Origin of the sequence: Gilliamella sp. HK2, from assembly GCF_001690265.1 — a bacterium.
Taxonomy (GTDB): Bacteria; Pseudomonadota; Gammaproteobacteria; order Enterobacterales; family Orbaceae; genus Gilliamella; species Gilliamella apicola_C.
Window position 1 is genome coordinate 1 of sequence record NZ_LZGV01000099.1, and the last position, 16,051, is coordinate 16,051.

16 protein-coding genes are annotated in these 16,051 nt (G+C 34.8%); 4 read left to right on the forward strand and 12 right to left on the reverse strand.

Features of this window, described 5'->3' with window-relative positions:
- Positions 1-99 precede the first annotated feature (99 nt).
- Together A9G45_RS11890 and recD are read left to right on the forward strand one after the other, a co-directional pair.
- On the forward strand, positions 100-1,677 hold the full coding sequence (locus A9G45_RS11890) for a DUF4139 domain-containing protein (RefSeq protein WP_065567917.1): 1,578 nt from the start codon (positions 100-102) through the stop codon (positions 1,675-1,677).
- A 24-nt stretch (positions 1,678-1,701) separates the two neighbouring features.
- Positions 1,702-3,552: an exodeoxyribonuclease V subunit alpha gene (gene recD / locus A9G45_RS11895; protein ID WP_065567918.1), complete on the forward strand. Its 1,851-nt coding sequence runs from the start codon at positions 1,702-1,704 to the stop codon at positions 3,550-3,552.
- A 107-nt stretch (positions 3,553-3,659) separates the two neighbouring features.
- Here recD and A9G45_RS11900 read toward each other — a convergent pair whose 3' ends face one another.
- The 10 genes from A9G45_RS11900 to A9G45_RS11945 all read right to left on the reverse strand — a co-directional run bounded on the left by A9G45_RS11900 (position 3,660) and on the right by A9G45_RS11945 (position 12,301).
- Positions 3,660-4,385, reverse strand: coding sequence for an amino acid ABC transporter ATP-binding protein (locus A9G45_RS11900; protein ID WP_065567919.1), 726 nt, complete (start codon positions 4,383-4,385; stop codon positions 3,660-3,662).
- On the reverse strand, positions 4,382-5,062 hold the full coding sequence (gene gltK, locus A9G45_RS11905; protein WP_065567920.1) for a glutamate/aspartate ABC transporter permease GltK: 681 nt from the start codon (positions 5,060-5,062) through the stop codon (positions 4,382-4,384). The genes A9G45_RS11900 and gltK overlap by 4 nt, the downstream gene beginning before the upstream one ends.
- On the reverse strand, positions 5,059-5,799 hold the full coding sequence (locus A9G45_RS11910) for an amino acid ABC transporter permease (protein ID WP_065567921.1): 741 nt from the start codon (positions 5,797-5,799) through the stop codon (positions 5,059-5,061). Before A9G45_RS11910 ends, gltK begins: the two co-directional genes overlap by 4 nt.
- A gap of 90 nt (positions 5,800-5,889) precedes the next feature.
- Positions 5,890-6,798, reverse strand: coding sequence for a glutamate/aspartate ABC transporter substrate-binding protein (locus A9G45_RS11915; RefSeq protein ID WP_065567922.1), 909 nt, complete (start codon positions 6,796-6,798; stop codon positions 5,890-5,892).
- A 228-nt stretch (positions 6,799-7,026) separates the two neighbouring features.
- Positions 7,027-8,568 carry an apolipoprotein N-acyltransferase gene (lnt, locus tag A9G45_RS11920; RefSeq protein ID WP_065567923.1) on the reverse strand — a complete coding sequence of 514 codons (1,542 nt, stop codon included), beginning with the start codon at positions 8,566-8,568 and terminating at the stop codon, positions 7,027-7,029.
- Positions 8,561-9,433: a CNNM family magnesium/cobalt transport protein CorC gene (corC, locus tag A9G45_RS11925; protein WP_065567924.1), complete on the reverse strand. Its 873-nt coding sequence runs from the start codon at positions 9,431-9,433 to the stop codon at positions 8,561-8,563. Before corC ends, lnt begins: the two co-directional genes overlap by 8 nt.
- A 100-nt stretch (positions 9,434-9,533) precedes the next feature.
- On the reverse strand, positions 9,534-10,001 hold the full coding sequence (gene ybeY, locus A9G45_RS11930; RefSeq protein WP_065567925.1) for an rRNA maturation RNase YbeY: 468 nt from the start codon (positions 9,999-10,001) through the stop codon (positions 9,534-9,536).
- A gap of 23 nt (positions 10,002-10,024) precedes the next feature.
- Entirely contained in the window at positions 10,025-10,495 is a 471-nt protein-coding gene (rlmH, locus tag A9G45_RS11935; protein ID WP_065567926.1) for a 23S rRNA (pseudouridine(1915)-N(3))-methyltransferase RlmH, read from the reverse strand.
- A 4-nt stretch (positions 10,496-10,499) separates the two neighbouring features.
- Positions 10,500-10,847 (reverse strand): ribosome silencing factor, encoded by a 348-nt coding sequence (gene rsfS, locus A9G45_RS11940; RefSeq protein WP_065567927.1) that lies wholly within the window; start codon positions 10,845-10,847, stop codon positions 10,500-10,502.
- Between the two features lie 368 nt (positions 10,848-11,215).
- Positions 11,216-12,301 (reverse strand): ankyrin repeat domain-containing protein, encoded by a 1,086-nt coding sequence (locus A9G45_RS11945; RefSeq protein WP_065567928.1) that lies wholly within the window; start codon positions 12,299-12,301, stop codon positions 11,216-11,218.
- A gap of 154 nt (positions 12,302-12,455) precedes the next feature.
- Between A9G45_RS11945 and A9G45_RS11950 the strand changes: the two genes are divergently transcribed.
- Together A9G45_RS11950 and gapA are read left to right on the forward strand one after the other, a co-directional pair.
- Positions 12,456-12,824 carry a hypothetical protein gene (locus A9G45_RS11950; RefSeq protein ID WP_065567929.1) on the forward strand — a complete coding sequence of 123 codons (369 nt, stop codon included), beginning with the start codon at positions 12,456-12,458 and terminating at the stop codon, positions 12,822-12,824.
- 905 nt (positions 12,825-13,729) lie between these two features.
- The gene (gene gapA / locus A9G45_RS11955) at positions 13,730-14,725 is read left to right on the forward strand and encodes a glyceraldehyde-3-phosphate dehydrogenase (RefSeq protein WP_065567930.1); all 996 of its coding nucleotides are present in this window, start codon (positions 13,730-13,732) and stop codon (positions 14,723-14,725) included.
- Positions 14,726-14,870: 145 nt separating this feature from the next.
- On the opposite strand, the gene cspE is transcribed toward gapA, so the two are convergent.
- On the reverse strand, positions 14,871-15,080 hold the full coding sequence (cspE, locus tag A9G45_RS11960; RefSeq protein WP_025315032.1) for a transcription antiterminator/RNA stability regulator CspE: 210 nt from the start codon (positions 15,078-15,080) through the stop codon (positions 14,871-14,873).
- Between the two features lie 390 nt (positions 15,081-15,470).
- Positions 15,471-16,001: an inorganic diphosphatase gene (gene ppa / locus A9G45_RS11965; protein WP_065567931.1), complete on the reverse strand. Its 531-nt coding sequence runs from the start codon at positions 15,999-16,001 to the stop codon at positions 15,471-15,473.
- Positions 16,002-16,051 lie beyond the last annotated feature (50 nt).

Sequence of the window (16,051 nt, forward strand, 5' to 3'; positions counted from 1 at the left end):
TAAATACTCTTTTGAGTATTAATAATTGTGCTATAACTTAATTAACTGATAACATGAGATATTAAAATAGGTGAAATTAATTTTTTATAAAAGAGAAAAATGAAAATGAAAATTCAACAAATTGCTTTTTTAATCGCATTCGCTTCTGGTAGCGTTTTTGCCAGCAATAATGTAACACTCAATAAAGTAACCCTGTTTTTGCAAGGAGCTGAATTGCAAGGGCAGTCAACGGTGTCGTTAACTAAAGGTGAAAGCGAAATTGCATTAACTGGAATTGCTGATGGTGTTAGAGCTAATTCAATTAATGTGGGATTTGGTAAAAATGCTAATGTAAAAGTACTCTCAACGTCATTAAATGAAGATTATTCTAACAATGATAAACAAAATGACGAAATTAAGCCTTTACTTGAAGAGTTACAGCAATTACATGAAAAACGTGATACGGCTGATATTCAATTAAAAGCCATATCTGAACAAGTTGCTCTTTTACAAGGAAATCGTTTAGATTTATTAGTAAAAAGTGACAATGATAGTTTAAGTGGAATGAAAAATACCTTAGATTTCATTAAAACCAATTTAATCGCAACACTAAATGAACAAAATAAACGTCAAAAAGAAGTCGATCAGATAGATGTCCAAATAAGGCAATGTCAAGATAAAATTGATAAGCGCAAAGCATTAACAAACAGTCCTAACAGTGCAATTATCGTTAAGGTTTATTCTGACAAAGATATGACATTACCAGTTACTTTATCTTATGTCACCAATAAAGCTGGTTGGGTTCCAGTTTATGATGTGCGTGTTGCTGATATCAACTCCCCGTTACAATTAACTTATAAAGCAGATATTTATCAAAATAGTGGCTTGAATTGGCAGAATATCGATTTTAGTTTATCGACTTCTAATCCAAGTGACGGAATAACGGCGCCTGATTTATTGCCTTGGCATATTGATATCTATTCTGAAAAAGGTGGCTTCTTTTTTTCTAAACATGATGATATAAGTGCAAAAGTATCAAGATCCGTTCGCCCTGATGATAATGCATTAACCAATACTTTAGGCATTAACACGCGCTTTGAGGTTAAATTGCCCTATACCATTAAATCGAATACCCAAAGTAATATCCTTACGTTACAGAACAAAGAAGTTGAAGCAAAATATCATTACATTGCCATTCCTAAATTAGATAGTAGCGTGTACTTACAAGCACAAATTACTGATTGGGATAAATTAGACCTTTTGCCTGGAAAATCGACAGTATTTTTTGATGGCAATTATATTGGTGAGAGTTTTATTACTACTAAAGATTTAAAAGAAACATTGGATATCTCTTTAGGAAAAGATAAAAACATTTTTATATCGCGTAATCGTAATATTAATGAAACATCAAAACCTTCGTTATTTGGTAATGATATTTCACAAAAATATGCTTATACCATTGATGTAAAAAATGCCAAATCGCTACCAATTGATATTATTGTTTATGATCAGCTACCGAATATTATAAACAAGACAGTAGTGCTTGATGATGCTAAATATGATGATGCAAATTATGATAAAAAGACTGGCACATTAATGTGGCAATTTAAATTAAATCCAAACGAAAATAAAAATCTTAATTTAAGCTTTAAACTTACTTATCCAAAAGATAAAGTTAGCGATATAATTGGATTGTAGATAACTTAATAATAGACGTAAAATATGTTAAATCAGTGGCTCAGCCAATTTAAACAAGACAGCCAAATTAGTTTGCTGGATACTCATTTGGCATATTTTCTAACCAATAAAGCGAAGCTAAATGATGATATTACGGCTAAACGTTTTAGTTTTTTGGTGCTATCGTTAAGTAAAGAGGTAAGATCTGGTCATGTTTGTCTGGATCTTACTTACTTAACTCAATCTACTATTGAGCCGCAACTTTGGTTAGATTTAGGATCACCGAGCGAGCATGATTGGAAACTCACACTAGAACAAGCAGGTAATCATCGGGTTGTGAGCGATGGAGCAAGTTTATCTCCGCTTATCTTTATTGAAAATAAACTCTATTTTCAACGTATGTGGTTGGATGAAAAAAATGTCGCTCAATATTTTAATCACACAACGCTGGATAAAGAGTTAAGCGGTGATGCTGATTTAAGCGCGATACTTAATCAGCTTTTTGTCTACAATGAATCTGAAATTGATTGGCAAAAAGTAGCCGTCGCTTTGGCATTAACACGTAAAGTTGCTATTATTTCGGGGGGACCTGGTACTGGCAAAACAACCACTGTTGCCAAAATTTTAGCCGCAATTATGCAAACCAACCCAAAAGCTCGCTTGATTACCGCAGCGCCAACGGGTAAAGCCGCATCAAGGCTAACCGAATCATTGAGCCGAGCAATAGAACAACTCTCTGTGACAGCACTAAATATAAAAGCTGAAGCGATCACTTTACACCGCTTATTAGGTGCAAAAGCAGATAATCGTTCATTCAAGCATGATAAGAACAACCGATTGCATGTCGATGTATTAGTGATTGATGAAGCGTCAATGGTGGACTTAAATATGATGGCAAGGGTTATTGAGGCACTACCAAATGCTGCTCGTTTAATTTTATTAGGCGATAAAGATCAACTATCATCAGTTGAAGCAGGAGCCGTATTTGGTGACCTTTGTACTTTTATTACACATGGTTATAGTGAGCCACGAGCCAAAGAACTTAGCCAATTAACTGGCTATATTGTACCGGCTTGCAAGCAAACAGTTGCAATCACTGACAGTATTTGCTTATTACAAAAGAGTTATCGCTTCAATGAATCATCTGGTATTGGGTTATTGGCTAATGCAGTAAAAGAGGGACGTTCAACGGTTGTTAAGAAATTACTATTTGATGAGTCGTTAAGTGATATCCAATATCACGCACTTTCATCTCAGCAAGCTTATCATGATGTTTTACAAGATAGTATTAATCATTATCAACATTATTTAAATATGATTAAGCAAAGCGGAACGCACGATATTGCGGCAGTTTTAGCTAAATTCGCCGAATATCGTTTACTTTGTGCCGTAAGAGAAGGTCATTTTGGTGTAGAAGGTTTAAACAAACAAATTGAGTTATTATTAGCTAAAAATAAATTGATTCATTTAAAAAATAAAGAAACATGGTATGTTGGCAGACCAATTATGATTTTACGTAATAGTGCTTCATTAGGGCTGTATAATGGCGATATTGGCATTACATTAATGGCAGAAAATGATAGCTCAAAGTTACGAGTGTATTTTCCCTTCGCAGATGGTTCAATTAAAGGGTTTTCACCATTTCGATTACCTGAACATGAGACTGCTTATGCCATGACCATCCATAAATCGCAAGGATCAGAGTTTGATTATGTTAATGTGATTCTGCCAATTGATTATTCGCCGTTGCTCAATCGTTCTTTGCTTTATACCGCAATTACCCGTGCTAAAAAAACCGTTGCAATTTATGCAGTTGAATCAATTTTAATACAAGCGATTAAATCACAGACACAAAGGCATAGTGGTTTAGTGGATTTATTACAAAATAACTCATAAGTTTGAGTATTTTAAGCACTGTTAAATGAATTGTTATTTATCGGGTTTGTTGGTAAAAGTTTCGGGTGGAGTAATAAAACAGGGCAATAAGCCCTGTAATAATTGAATTAATGGATAATTTTAGCTAAAAAGTCTTTAGCACGATCTGATTGTGGATTAGTAAAGAACTGTTCTTTTGAGGTATCTTCAATAATTTCGCCAGCATCCATAAAGATAACTCGGTGCGCCACTTTACGGGCAAAGCCCATTTCATGAGTAACGACCATCATGGTCATACCTTCATAAGCGAGCTCAACCATAACATCTAATACTTCGTTTACCATTTCGGGATCTAGTGCTGAGGTTGGTTCGTCAAACAGCATCACAATCGGATCCATACATAACGCGCGAGCAATAGCCACGCGTTGCTGTTGACCACCAGAAAGCTGAGCAGGGTATTTATTGGCATGAGCCAGTAACCCAACACGTTCTAGAAGGTTAAGTGCTTTTTCTTGAGCTTCTTCGTCTGTTCGACCTAACACTTTAATTTGTGCAAGTGTTAGATTTTTTAAAATAGTTAAGTGTGGGAATAACTCAAAATGTTGAAACACCATGCCTACTTTAGAACGTAATTTGGCTAAATTGGTTGATTTGCTAGTTATTTCTGTCCCATTAATAATAATTTTACCCTGTTGAATAGGCTCTAAGGCGTTTACGGTTTTTATTAGGGTTGATTTTCCTGAACCCGAAGGACCACAAACAACCACAACCTCGCCTTTACCGACTCTTGTTGTGCAGTTTTTTAATACCTGAAATTGTCCATACCATTTTGATATATTTTCTAAGGAGATCATCGAGTAATCCTTTTCTTAAAATAATTAACTAGACGTGAAACGGTGAAGCAAATAACAAAATAAATTGCTCCTGTAAATAATACCATCTCAACGATTAAACCATCTCTATTACCCACAATATTAACCGCACGATAGAAGAAATCAGCTAAATTTAAGGTGTAAATAAGCGTCGTATCTTGGAATAAGATAATACCTTGTGTTAATAATAATGGTGTCATAATACGAAATGCTTGTGGTAAAACCACCATTCGTAATGCCTGACCTTTAGTCATACCGAGTGCTAGTGATGCACTGATTTGACCTTTAGATACACTTTGAATACCAGCTCGAATAATTTCCGAATAGTAAGCCGCTTCAAACAAAGCAAAAGCGATTAATGCCGACACAAAACGTATATCTGTTGTGGGTGGAAGATTTAAAATCTTTTCTAATAGTTGAGGCACTAGCAAATAAAACCAGAGCAAAACCATCATTAATGGAATTGAACGGAATATATTTACATAGCATGAAGCAAACCAATGTAGTACTTTAATTGATGAAAGTCGCATAATGGCAAGTAGCGTTCCCCAAACGATACCAAAAATTACAGCGGTAATGGTTATCTCTAAGGTTAATAGCATACCACGCATGATATAAGGTAAATTAGGCAGGATTTGACCCCATTCTAAATCGATCATGATTTACCTCCTAATACGCCAGGAAGTCGCACTTTTTTCTCAATATATTGCATGGCAAACATGATAGCGACATTGATAATTACATATCCAAATGTAATAGCAATGAATGATTCATAAGGTTGGCCTGCATGTTCAAGCAATTGGTTTGCTTGTTTGGTTAATTCGACATAACCAACAGTTGAGGCAACAGCCGAGTTTTTAACCATATTTAATATTTCAGATGTTAACGGTGGTAACACACGTCGATAAGCGTTTGGCAATAAAATATATAAATAGGTTTGTTTCAGAGTTAATCCTAATGCAATTCCTGCGCTTTTCTGACCAGCAGGGATTGATTGAATAGCAGCTCTCACTTGTTCACAAATACGTGCACCTGTGAATAATCCTAATCCTATGGTTGACATTAATAAAGTAAATATCATAGGGTCAAGACTATATAACCAGTCACGGATAGATTCTGGTACCAGTGCTGGTACAACTTCAATCCAAAAGAATAAGTGAATGATTAACGGGATATTCCTAAAAACCTCAACATAACATGTACCTAAGCCAGATAAAAAGCGGTTAGGTAATGTTCTCAGCACACCAAATAGCGAACCAACCAAAAAGGCAACCGTTCCTGATGTAATAACTAGCAATATGGTCATTTGGAAACCTAACCACAACCAGCCTAGATACGTTGTATCCCCAAATGGTGCTGGTTGAAGAAAAATTCCCCAATTCCAACTTGTTGTCATAAATACTCCAACATGTAAAAAAATTGTAAATAGTACTAAATAAGATGATGGACGCAGTTGCCTACGTCCTTATGGGAAAATATCTGCGTATTAATCTAATGCTTTATCATTAGGATGAGCGAAAAGCTCTTTCATCTCAGGAGACATATCAAAGTTCATATTTAACCCTTTTGGTGGAATAGGTTGTTTAAACCAGCGGTTGTATGACTTTTCGGCGACACCTGATGTTTGCGCTTCTGAAATAGTTTTATCGACTAAAGCTTTAAATTGTGGGTCTTGTTTACGCAACATACAACCATAGGCTTCATAAGATAATGGTGTACCTACAATTTCCCATTGTTCAGGTTTTTTTGCTTTCGAGCGCTCACCAGCTAATAATGCATCATCAATAAGAAATGCTGCTGCTCGTCCACTTTCAAGTGTGCGAAATGCATCGCCATGATCTTTGGTCGCAATAATACGAATATTTAACCCTTTTTCAGTATTGATTTTGTTGAGCATAACTTCGGATGTTGTACCTGAAGTTACGACCACATTTTTACCTTTCAGATCGTCAATATCTTTAATATTGCTACTAGTTTTAACTAAAAAGCGAGTGCCAACAATAAAGATCGTATTTGAAAAATCAACTTGTTGTTGACGAGAAAGATTATTGGTTGTTGAACCACATTCAAAATCGTAAGAACCGTTTTGTAACAGTGGAATACGGTTTTGAGAAGTCAGCGGTAAGTATTTAACTTGCAAGTTAGGCATGTTTAACTCTTTTTTTACTGCATTAATAATAAGATCAGAGTAATCTTGAGAATAACCAACAACTGTTTGGTTATCACCATAATATGAGAACGGGACTGATGATTCTCTATGTCCTACGACAATCACACCATTTTCTTTTACTTTAGCTAGTGTACCAGTTAATTCATCGGCAAATGCGGCACTATTCACTAGACCTAACATTGCAAATGATAACACTAGTTTGGTTAATTTTGTCTTTCTGTTCATACTCATCTCCTACTGTTTAGTTTGTATCATATTAAATAATTTTAATATTTTTACAAAGGGGGTATATTATAACTTATTTTTTATCATAAAAGTACTTTTTACTGTTTATTTGTTTATCATTGAAACTAGGTGTAATCAATAATTCGCATAATATTATGGCTACGAATTACACCAATACTTATTTAAATCCAATTATATAATAAGCAATAATTATGCCAGTATTGTAAATTATGAACGTCGTTTTATAAAAAGTGAGATAAACATTAATATCATAATGACAAAATAGGGTAGATTGCCCCATTTTGCATAAGGTGTTAAACCTATTGTGGGCGATACAGATGCTGATAAAACACCTGTTTCAAATTGTGGTAATTGTTTAACGATATTACCATGCTCATCAATAATTGCAGTAATTCCCGTATTGGTACTGCGAATTAAAGGTCTGCCAAATTCCAGCGCCCTAGCTTGTGCCATCTGTAAATGTTGTTTAGGACCAATGCTATCGCCAAACCAAGCATCATTTGAAACAGTAAGTAAAAAATCGGTATCAGAAGCAAAGTTTTGATGGATTAAATTCGATAAAATCACTTCATAACAAATAGCGGGGGTAAATTTAAAGCCTTTTATTTGTAATTGAGGTTGTATTGTTTCGCCAGGCTTCATTGATGACATTGGAATATCGAGAATGGCAGCAATCGGTTCAAGTATTGACTCTAGCGGTGTAAACTCACCAAAAGGCACCAAATGATGTTTTCTATAACGATTGGTTGTTGGGTATTGATAAGGTTCTTTTTCACCAAGCACTAACAGGGTATTATAGATATCTCCATTGGATTGATATCCTTCTTCACCAAAACGATAATCAAGAATGCCCACGGCAATTTCAGCATCATGAGCTCTAGCTTGGTTATCTAAATATTGCAAAAAAGTTTGCTGATTGATTTCGTAATCGGTGATACTGGCTTCTGACCAGATGATAATTTCATTTTTATTTAGATTGTCTAAGGTAAGTTTAGTATAGGTTTGTAACGTGTTATTGAGCTGTTCTTTTGTCCAGCGGATTGACTGCGAAATATTTCCTTGAATTAACGCAAAATGAGCCGAGCGCGTTTTGTCTACAGTAGTCCAATTAATATTGCTGAATGAAATTGGTGCAATAAAGAGCGTAAACAGTGCAATAATCGAACCAATTGCGTGCTTTCGGGATGTTCTGATGGTTATTGACTTAATACTATAAATAAATAACCCACACAAAATAGTAAGCAATAAAGTAACACAATCTATTCCCCCTATAGGGAAATAGGCTCGCAGTGGGCTATCAAGTTGACTATAACCGAGCTGTAACCAAGCAAATCCAGTCAATATATAACCACGTAAAAACTCAGTTATTTGCCAAAGCATTGGTGCTGCAAGTACTAGTTGCTTAAATGAAAATTGTCCAGCAAAACGATTTACCATTCTTAATAGAAAAGCAAAAAGCATAGGATAAAGCGATAAATACAGGATTAAAAAGCCTAAAATAATAATGGCAACGGGTAGAGGTAATTCTCCATATTGTTTTATGCTGATATAAACCCAATGCACGCCAGATGTAAAATAGCCGATACCCCAAGTTAATCCCAATAGCATGGCTTGTTTTTTAGATTTATCAGCAATAAGCCATAAAAAACCCGCAAACGAGACGAAAGCTAACGGCCAAATATGAAAAGGTGCATAACTAAAAACGGCTATTGCACCAAGAAATATACTTAATAATATCTGTTTAAGCATTTTCAGGTAACTCTAAATTGGGCACGGTTGCACCATCAGGAATGGTGACATGTAATTGAATGATTCGCCGTCTGTCTGCAATGGCGACTTTAAATTGATAACCATCAATGGTAATGCTTTCACCACGTAAAGGTAATCGACCAAAATGTTGCATGACCAGCCCTCCAATGGTGTCCATTTCTTCATCACTAAAATGAGTTGCAAAAATATCATTAAAATCTTCAACGGGAGTTAGTGCTCGCACTGTGTAGACTGAGGTTGTTAAACGGCGAATATCACGATCTTCAACCTCATCATATTCATCTTCAATATCGCCTACGATAAGCTCTAAAATATCTTCAATTGTCACAAGGCCAGAAACACCACCAAACTCATCTATTGCCATCGCCATATGATAGCGTTGCATCCGAAATTCTTTTAACATATGATCAACGCGTTTGCTTTCTGGTACAACAACGGTTGGTCTAAGGATTTTTTTGAGATCAAAATTATCAACACCTTGGCGAATAAAAATCAAAAGATCTTTAGCTAATAAAATGCCTTCTATGTGATCTCTATCTTCACTAATAACAGGATAACGGGAGTGCCCATGTTCAGAAATAATATCTAAACATTCATCGAGGGTATAATTGTCTTTAATTGTGATAATTTGTGAACGGGGTATCATAATATCACGAATGCGCTGTTCGGCTATATCCATAACACCTTCAATCATATCGAGCGTATCGGGATCGATAAGTTCGTTTTCTTCCGCTTCACGAATCACTTCAATCAGTTCTTCTTTATCTTTGGGCTCCGAATTAAACAACTGACTTAACCATAATGTAAACCCTTTTTTAGGTCTCCGGTGATTATCATCACTCATTTGCTCTTTTCCTTTCTTGCTTTGTTATTAATGTTGCTTATTTTATATTTGTGTTTAACTCATTCAATTGCTATTGAGTTAAACGGTTAATTGTGTGCTTTTATTCGTCAATAGGCTGATAAGGATCTTTAAATCCTAGCTGCTGCATGATATCAATTTCGATATTTTCCATTTCTTCGGCTTCTTCGTCAAGAATATGATCATAACCCAGCAAATGTAAACAACCATGCACAATCATATGCGCCCAGTGTGAGGTTAGTGATTTATGTTGTTGTACAGCTTCAGTTTCCACAACTTGCTTACAAATAATGAGGTCGCCCAATAAAGGAACCTCAATCTCAACGGGAGATTCAAACGGAAAAGATAAAACATTAGTTGGTTTATCTTTATGGCGATAAGTATAATTTAACTGCTGGCTTTCTTGTTCATCAACAATACGGATAGTCAGCTCGGCGTTATCCATAAACTGAGGTAAAATAACGTCTAACCATTGCAAAATTTGTGCTTCGCTGGGTAAATTCTGTTGCTCTTTTGTAGCAATTTGTAAATCTAAAATAATGGCGCTCATCTTATTTTGTTGACCTTACGTTATTATTCACGGTGATAAGGATGATTAGCGGTTAAGCTCCAAGCTCGGTAGAGGCTTTCAGCCACAATAACACGCACTAAAGGGTGGGGAAGTGTCAAGGGCGACAGTGACCAACTCTGTTCTGCCGCTGCTTTGCAAGCTGGGGACAAGCCTTCTGGCCCACCAATTAATAAACTCACATCACGCCCATCGACTTTCCAGCGTTCTAACTGATCGGCTAAATGGTGCGTGGTATAAGGCTTACCTGGAATATCAAGCGTTACAATACGATTGCTTTTACCGCAAGCACCTAGCATTGCCTCGCCTTCTTTATCTAAAATTCGGACAATATCTGCATTTTTGGTGCGTTTGCCAGCGGGGATTTCAATAAGTTCTAAAGGCATATCTTTAGGGAATCGTGACTGATAATCACCAAAAGCAGTGGTAACCCAGTTTGGCATTTTATTGCCAACAGCAATAAGCTGTATTTTCACGTAATTAACTCCAAAGTTTCTCAAGTTCGTAAAGCTGGCGGCTTTCTTCTTGCATGATATGTACAATCACTGAATCCATATCAACTACAACCCAATCTGCATCACTTTTTCCTTCACTGCCTAATACCAAATGGCCTTGTTTTTTTGCTTCATCAAGCAAATGGTTGGCGATAGACGAAACATGACGGTTAGACGTCCCCGTACAAATAATCATATAATCAGTAATGCTTGATTTACCACGGACATCAAGGGTAACAATATCTTTACCTTTTAAATCATCAATTTTATCAATAATAAAATCTTGTAACGACTGTTGCAAAATAATCTCTCTTATTAAAAAATAAAGCGTCATTATAACATATATTATTAAAAATAACGGTGATGATAAAATTTGGCGAGAAATAGTTTGTCAAACAGTTTCAGATAATCTATGCATTTCAGTAAAAAGTTCGCAACCTAGTCTACACATAAAAACACTATTGTCTTCTCTACAAAAGCAGACATTCTTACGCTAAAAAATTATTCAGAAAAACCATTGATTTTATTAGTTTTTTATTTTATAAAAAATAATTCCTTTTTTACCCCAAAAGACTCATGCTATGCCTTGCTTGGTGCTAGCATCTGCCCCCAACAGTTTGAGGTACTATTTTATCTGGGGAAAATTAGCGACAATGGCGACGCAAATTCTTATGAAAAAAATTTGAACATCTGATCATTGCTTTACATATCATCATATACCCCATCTATTATATTATTGATATGTTTTTCTGGGTGCTTAATAAATTCTTTCCAAGAACAAATTTTAGCAAATATTTGATGCTCAGGATCGATATAGCAAATTGCTTTTTCTGCTGGAGACCAAACAATGTATAGCTCATAACCGTCAACTTCTTCTATCAAAGAAATTAGTTTTTTCCTTTTCCATTTCATCTCCAGCAAATCGATAAAATGATAAAAAGTCATGTATTTTGAATAACAATCTTTTCCTGAAAAATGAATTTTACCTGGCGATGTTTTAAGATATGTCAACATATCCGCAGGCATTTTATAGCTTTTTAGGCGCTTTAGTTTTTCTTGCTCATTATGCCATTCAATTGGCTCTAATGATTTTAGCAATTGCATCAAATTTGTATTTTTATTCGTTGCAGCAAGAGAATATGGGCGATCACCATATTTATCAGTAATGGTAATATCGGCTCCACATTTTATAAGATATTCGGCAAGTTCGGTGTGATCGTGTCTGACCGCTTCTATCAACGGTGTTGGAGAATAAGGGAAAACCATATCGGGTTGGTGATAATTAACATCGGCTCCCATTTCTATCCACATTTTTGTTTCTTCCATGTTTCCATTTGATGCGCTGGACCTAAGCGCAGCACCGCCATATTGTTTTACCGTTACTCCGTATTGCTCAAATAACGCTATATTTTCATAATTTTTCCCGTAATGAATGCGGATTAATATTTCCGAATATTTTTTTAGGGGAAGAAAATCAAGCGCATTATTTTTTAGCAAAAGATCTATAATTTTACCATCGCTATATTGTGCTGCCTTTTCGATAATGGTAAAACGACCAACATCCAAAGACACTTTATTTTCTAATAACCACTTAAAAACAGTAAAATTATTTGTGACAACAGCAAGCTCCAAAGGCGTTATATCTGTATATTCACCAAGGTGGATTTTTTCATTTATATCCCAGTTGGCATCATATAAACTTTGCATTTTTTCGATATTTGTTTCATATATGGCAACAGCTGGTTCAGGCATCGTTTCAAAGTTGCCAATGTGTTTTATGTTGTACATTTATAATCCTGTTTCATATTGTAAAAATACTTATTATTATATATATTTTCTGAATTTAGCTAAATTAAAAAAAGTAAATTAAACAAAACATTCTATTTTTTACTGTACTTTTAGAACACATTATAGTGCCAGATTTTTTAAGGAATTTTCCCAAATGAATAATAACAAACTTAATGAAATCAACCATTATTTATCGGATCCAATCAACTTTGATTTTTTAAAAGCATTAAATGCAGACCAAGCATTAGATCTAAGAGATGAACCTGAGTTTGATAATCAATGGATGAATAGCTTTAATAGCTTAAACAAAAAAAGTTTTAAAAAGGACGAAATCGAACTTATTAATATATTAAGAGAAAAAGCATTCAAACTGTCTTTTCAACTAATTAATCATTTTGAAATTGCGTCTCAAATATCTGACGATATAGAACTAATAGCGAAAAGTTTTCTTGCTCAAGAATATAATAACTGGGCAATTACGCACTTATGGTCGGCTTATAAAAACAAAGAATTTCCAGTATAAATAGCCCAACGCGTAACAAAACAAACAAAAACAAAACGATAATAGGCATATTTTTATGGGCAAGAAACAATTAATTATTGATGAACAAAAATACCCAATCGCATGGTGATTTAACGCTAAAGATTGCTTGCTATCGCTTGATGAAAAGAGAAAAATTACTTACCTTCATTTAGGAGAATCAGCTTAGAAGAATCCAATCACTTTTGGAACGCAACATTCCCATTTAACCCCAATACCCCATCCTTTTGTTCTGTTATAGAAAAAACGAATTTAGACTTTAATGCCCCCAAAAAACTCGTTATTTTTTAACAACAAACTCACCGATACCGCATTAATTTTTTCGGCAAACAAGCAAGCGCCATTGTTCCAGCGAATATTTTTATAAGATTCTAGAAAGACTTTTTCTACCCTAGTGATGAAACAAGCATTCTTTTAATAACAATAAAAATAAAATCATTTTTTCTTATGAAGACACCTCTTTTTATGCAGAGATCTTAAATGGATAAAAGGCCGAAAAAGGTTGAATTACGACAAATAGCACCTTACCTGTTGGTGGCATATTCTGGGGCTGAGTAAGTATGGCGTTAGGTTTGTTGGGTAAAAATCGGTGATTTTTATAAAAAACAAAAAATAAAAACTTCAATAAAATCAATGGGTTTTCTGACTTATTTTTAAGTGCAAAAATGCCCCATTTTTCACGCTCTTTCGTGTTTATAATTTTATTCAAGATTATTTAATAACATAATGATTTTATTTGTATTAATTCAATAAAGTTTGCGCGTGCTTTAATCTATTTAATCAAATCGTGTTTAATTATTAGGAATCTTCTTGAATAAGTCTTTAAAATTTGATAGTTTACAGGAAAGATTTTTAACATTAAAAACACTAAAAAGAAGGTAATTGTTATGACTATTAAAGTAGGTATTAATGGTTTCGGCCGTATCGGTCGTATTGTTTTCCGCGCTGCTCAAAAACGTTCAGACATCGAAATCGTTGCTATCAATGACTTATTAGATGTTGAATATATGGCTTACATGCTTAAATATGATTCAACTCATGGTCGTTTTGATGGTACTGTTGAAGTTAAAGACGGTAAATTAGTGGTTAACGGTAAAACAATCCGTGTTACTGCAGAACGTGATCCTGCAAACTTAAAATGGGACGAAGTGGGTGTTGATGTTGTTGCTGAAGCAACTGGTTTATTCTTAACTGACGAAACTGCTCGCAAACATATCCAAGCTGGTGCCAAGAAAGTTGTTTTAACTGGTCCTTCAAAAGACAACACGCCAATGTTCGTTATTGGTGTTAATGATAAAGAATATGCTGGTCAAGATATCGTTTCTAATGCGTCATGTACGACTAACTGTTTAGCGCCTTTAGCTAAAGTTATTAATGATAACTTTGGTATTGTTGAAGCATTAATGACAACCGTTCATGCAACAACTGCAACTCAAAAAACAGTTGATGGTCCATCTCATAAAGATTGGCGTGGTGGTCGTGGTGCGGCTCAAAACATCATCCCTTCATCAACTGGTGCGGCTAAAGCGGTAGGTAAAGTTATTCCTGAGTTAAACGGTAAATTAACAGGTATGGCTTTCCGCGTTCCAACACCAGACGTTTCTGTTGTTGACTTAACTGCTCGTTTAGAAAAACCAGCTAAATACGAAGATATCTGTAAAGCAATCAAAGCGGCTGCTGAAGGCCCAATGAAAGGCGTGCTTGGCTATACTGAAGATGACGTTGTGTCTACCGATTTCTTAGGTGAAGTTTGTACATCTGTATTTGATGCTAAAGCAGGTATCCAATTAAGCGATAACTTCGTTAAATTAGTATCTTGGTATGATAATGAAGTTGGTTATTCAAACAAAGTATTAGATTTAATTGCTGTTGTTTCTAAATAATTAGCATTTAACTTGGTTAAAAAGCGACTTTTGGGTCGCTTTTTTTATGCTAAATTTTGAGTAATTTTAGGTTTACTTGGCATAAAAAACGCCCACCTTTTAAGGTGAGCGTTTTGCTAGTATGGAAATAAATTAGTTAGATAAACTAAATAACAACAACTTCAGCTGCTGCTGGTCCACGAGGGCTATCTTGGATCGCAAATTCAACTTGTTGCCCTTCAGCTAAGGTTTTAAAGCCATCACCTGAAATAGCAGAAAAATGAACGAATACATCTTTGCTTCCATCCGCAGGAGTTATAAAACCAAAACCCTTACTTTCGTTAAACCATTTTACTTGGCCTGTTTTTTTATTCATTTACTAGACATCCTAACAATAATTAATAATTAGCCTTTTAGGCTCGTATGGGCTTTAACACTGTATTAATTATGTAACTCAAAACCATGATAAAGCTATCAAAATTACATTATTAAAGTTAATTGATTTCATAATTTCAACGTTGTTGTTTACCCAGTGCTATTACCGCATAAATTATAATCAAAAGCAAGATGTTAATAATAATTTTTTTTTCTTAGGACATAGTTTTTTCTTAAATTTTTAGATAATTACTTAGAAATTGATAAAAGGCAAATTATTGCATGATTCAAGCGCTGAAGTTACTTCAAAAGTTGGCGTATTATAAAATAAAAAGCCATAAAATATTATTTTATGGCTTTGGATTAACAGTGACTTTTTTGTTATTCAATTTTATTTGTTTTTTGCTCGTTCAAATGACTCAAGTATTTCTTTACGAGCAGCGTCGGCATTGTCCCAACCGTCAACTTTTACCCATTTACCTTTTTCTAACGCTTTGTATTGCTCAAAAAAGTGTTTAATTTGTGATTTAAGTAGTTCAGGTAAATCATCAACATCTTTAATGTGATCATATTCTTTTGACAGTTTAGTATGAGGTACAGCAACAAGTTTTGCATCTTGGCCTGCTTCGTCTGTCATTTTTAATACACCAACAGGTCGACAACGAATCACTGAGCCTGGTTGTAATGGATATGGCGTTGGGACTAAGACATCAACAGGATCACCATCTAATGATAATGTATTATTGATATAACCATAGTTGCATGGGTAAAACATTGCTGTTGCCATAAAACGGTCAACAAATACAGCACCAGTATCTTTATCGACTTCATATTTTATTGGATCAGCATTAGCCGGAATTTCAATCACAACGTAAATATCATCAGGTAATTCTTTACCAGCAGGTACATTTAAAAGTCCCATTTTTGTATCCTCTATCTAAGTTAGTATAGTGTTTGTTAATAACAGTAAGC

Bases quoted from the DNA above. Each gene is read 5' to 3' on its own strand.
- A9G45_RS11910 (WP_065567921.1), bottom strand. From the start codon at position 5,799: ATGACAACAAGTTGGAATTGGGGAATTTTTCTTCAACCAGCACCATTT.
- A9G45_RS11950 (WP_065567929.1), top strand. From the start codon at position 12,456: ATGAATAATAACAAACTTAATGAAATCAACCATTATTTATCGGATCCA.
- rsfS (WP_065567927.1), bottom strand. From the start codon at position 10,847: ATGACGCTTTATTTTTTAATAAGAGAGATTATTTTGCAACAGTCGTTA.
- recD (WP_065567918.1), top strand. From the start codon at position 1,702: ATGTTAAATCAGTGGCTCAGCCAATTTAAACAAGACAGCCAAATTAGT.
- A9G45_RS11915 (WP_065567922.1), bottom strand. From the start codon at position 6,798: ATGAACAGAAAGACAAAATTAACCAAACTAGTGTTATCATTTGCAATG.
- ppa (WP_065567931.1), bottom strand. From the start codon at position 16,001: ATGGGACTTTTAAATGTACCTGCTGGTAAAGAATTACCTGATGATATT.
- gltK (WP_065567920.1), bottom strand. From the start codon at position 5,062: ATGATCGATTTAGAATGGGGTCAAATCCTGCCTAATTTACCTTATATC.
- A9G45_RS11900 (WP_065567919.1), bottom strand. From the start codon at position 4,385: ATGATCTCCTTAGAAAATATATCAAAATGGTATGGACAATTTCAGGTA.
- corC (WP_065567924.1), bottom strand. From the start codon at position 9,433: ATGAGTGATGATAATCACCGGAGACCTAAAAAAGGGTTTACATTATGG.
- ybeY (WP_065567925.1), bottom strand. From the start codon at position 10,001: ATGAGCGCCATTATTTTAGATTTACAAATTGCTACAAAAGAGCAACAG.
- gapA (WP_065567930.1), top strand. From the start codon at position 13,730: ATGACTATTAAAGTAGGTATTAATGGTTTCGGCCGTATCGGTCGTATT.
- lnt (WP_065567923.1), bottom strand. From the start codon at position 8,568: ATGCTTAAACAGATATTATTAAGTATATTTCTTGGTGCAATAGCCGTT.
- A9G45_RS11890 (WP_065567917.1), top strand. From the start codon at position 100: ATGAAAATGAAAATTCAACAAATTGCTTTTTTAATCGCATTCGCTTCT.
- cspE (WP_025315032.1), bottom strand. From the start codon at position 15,080: ATGAATAAAAAAACAGGCCAAGTAAAATGGTTTAACGAAAGTAAGGGT.
- A9G45_RS11945 (WP_065567928.1), bottom strand. From the start codon at position 12,301: ATGTACAACATAAAACACATTGGCAACTTTGAAACGATGCCTGAACCA.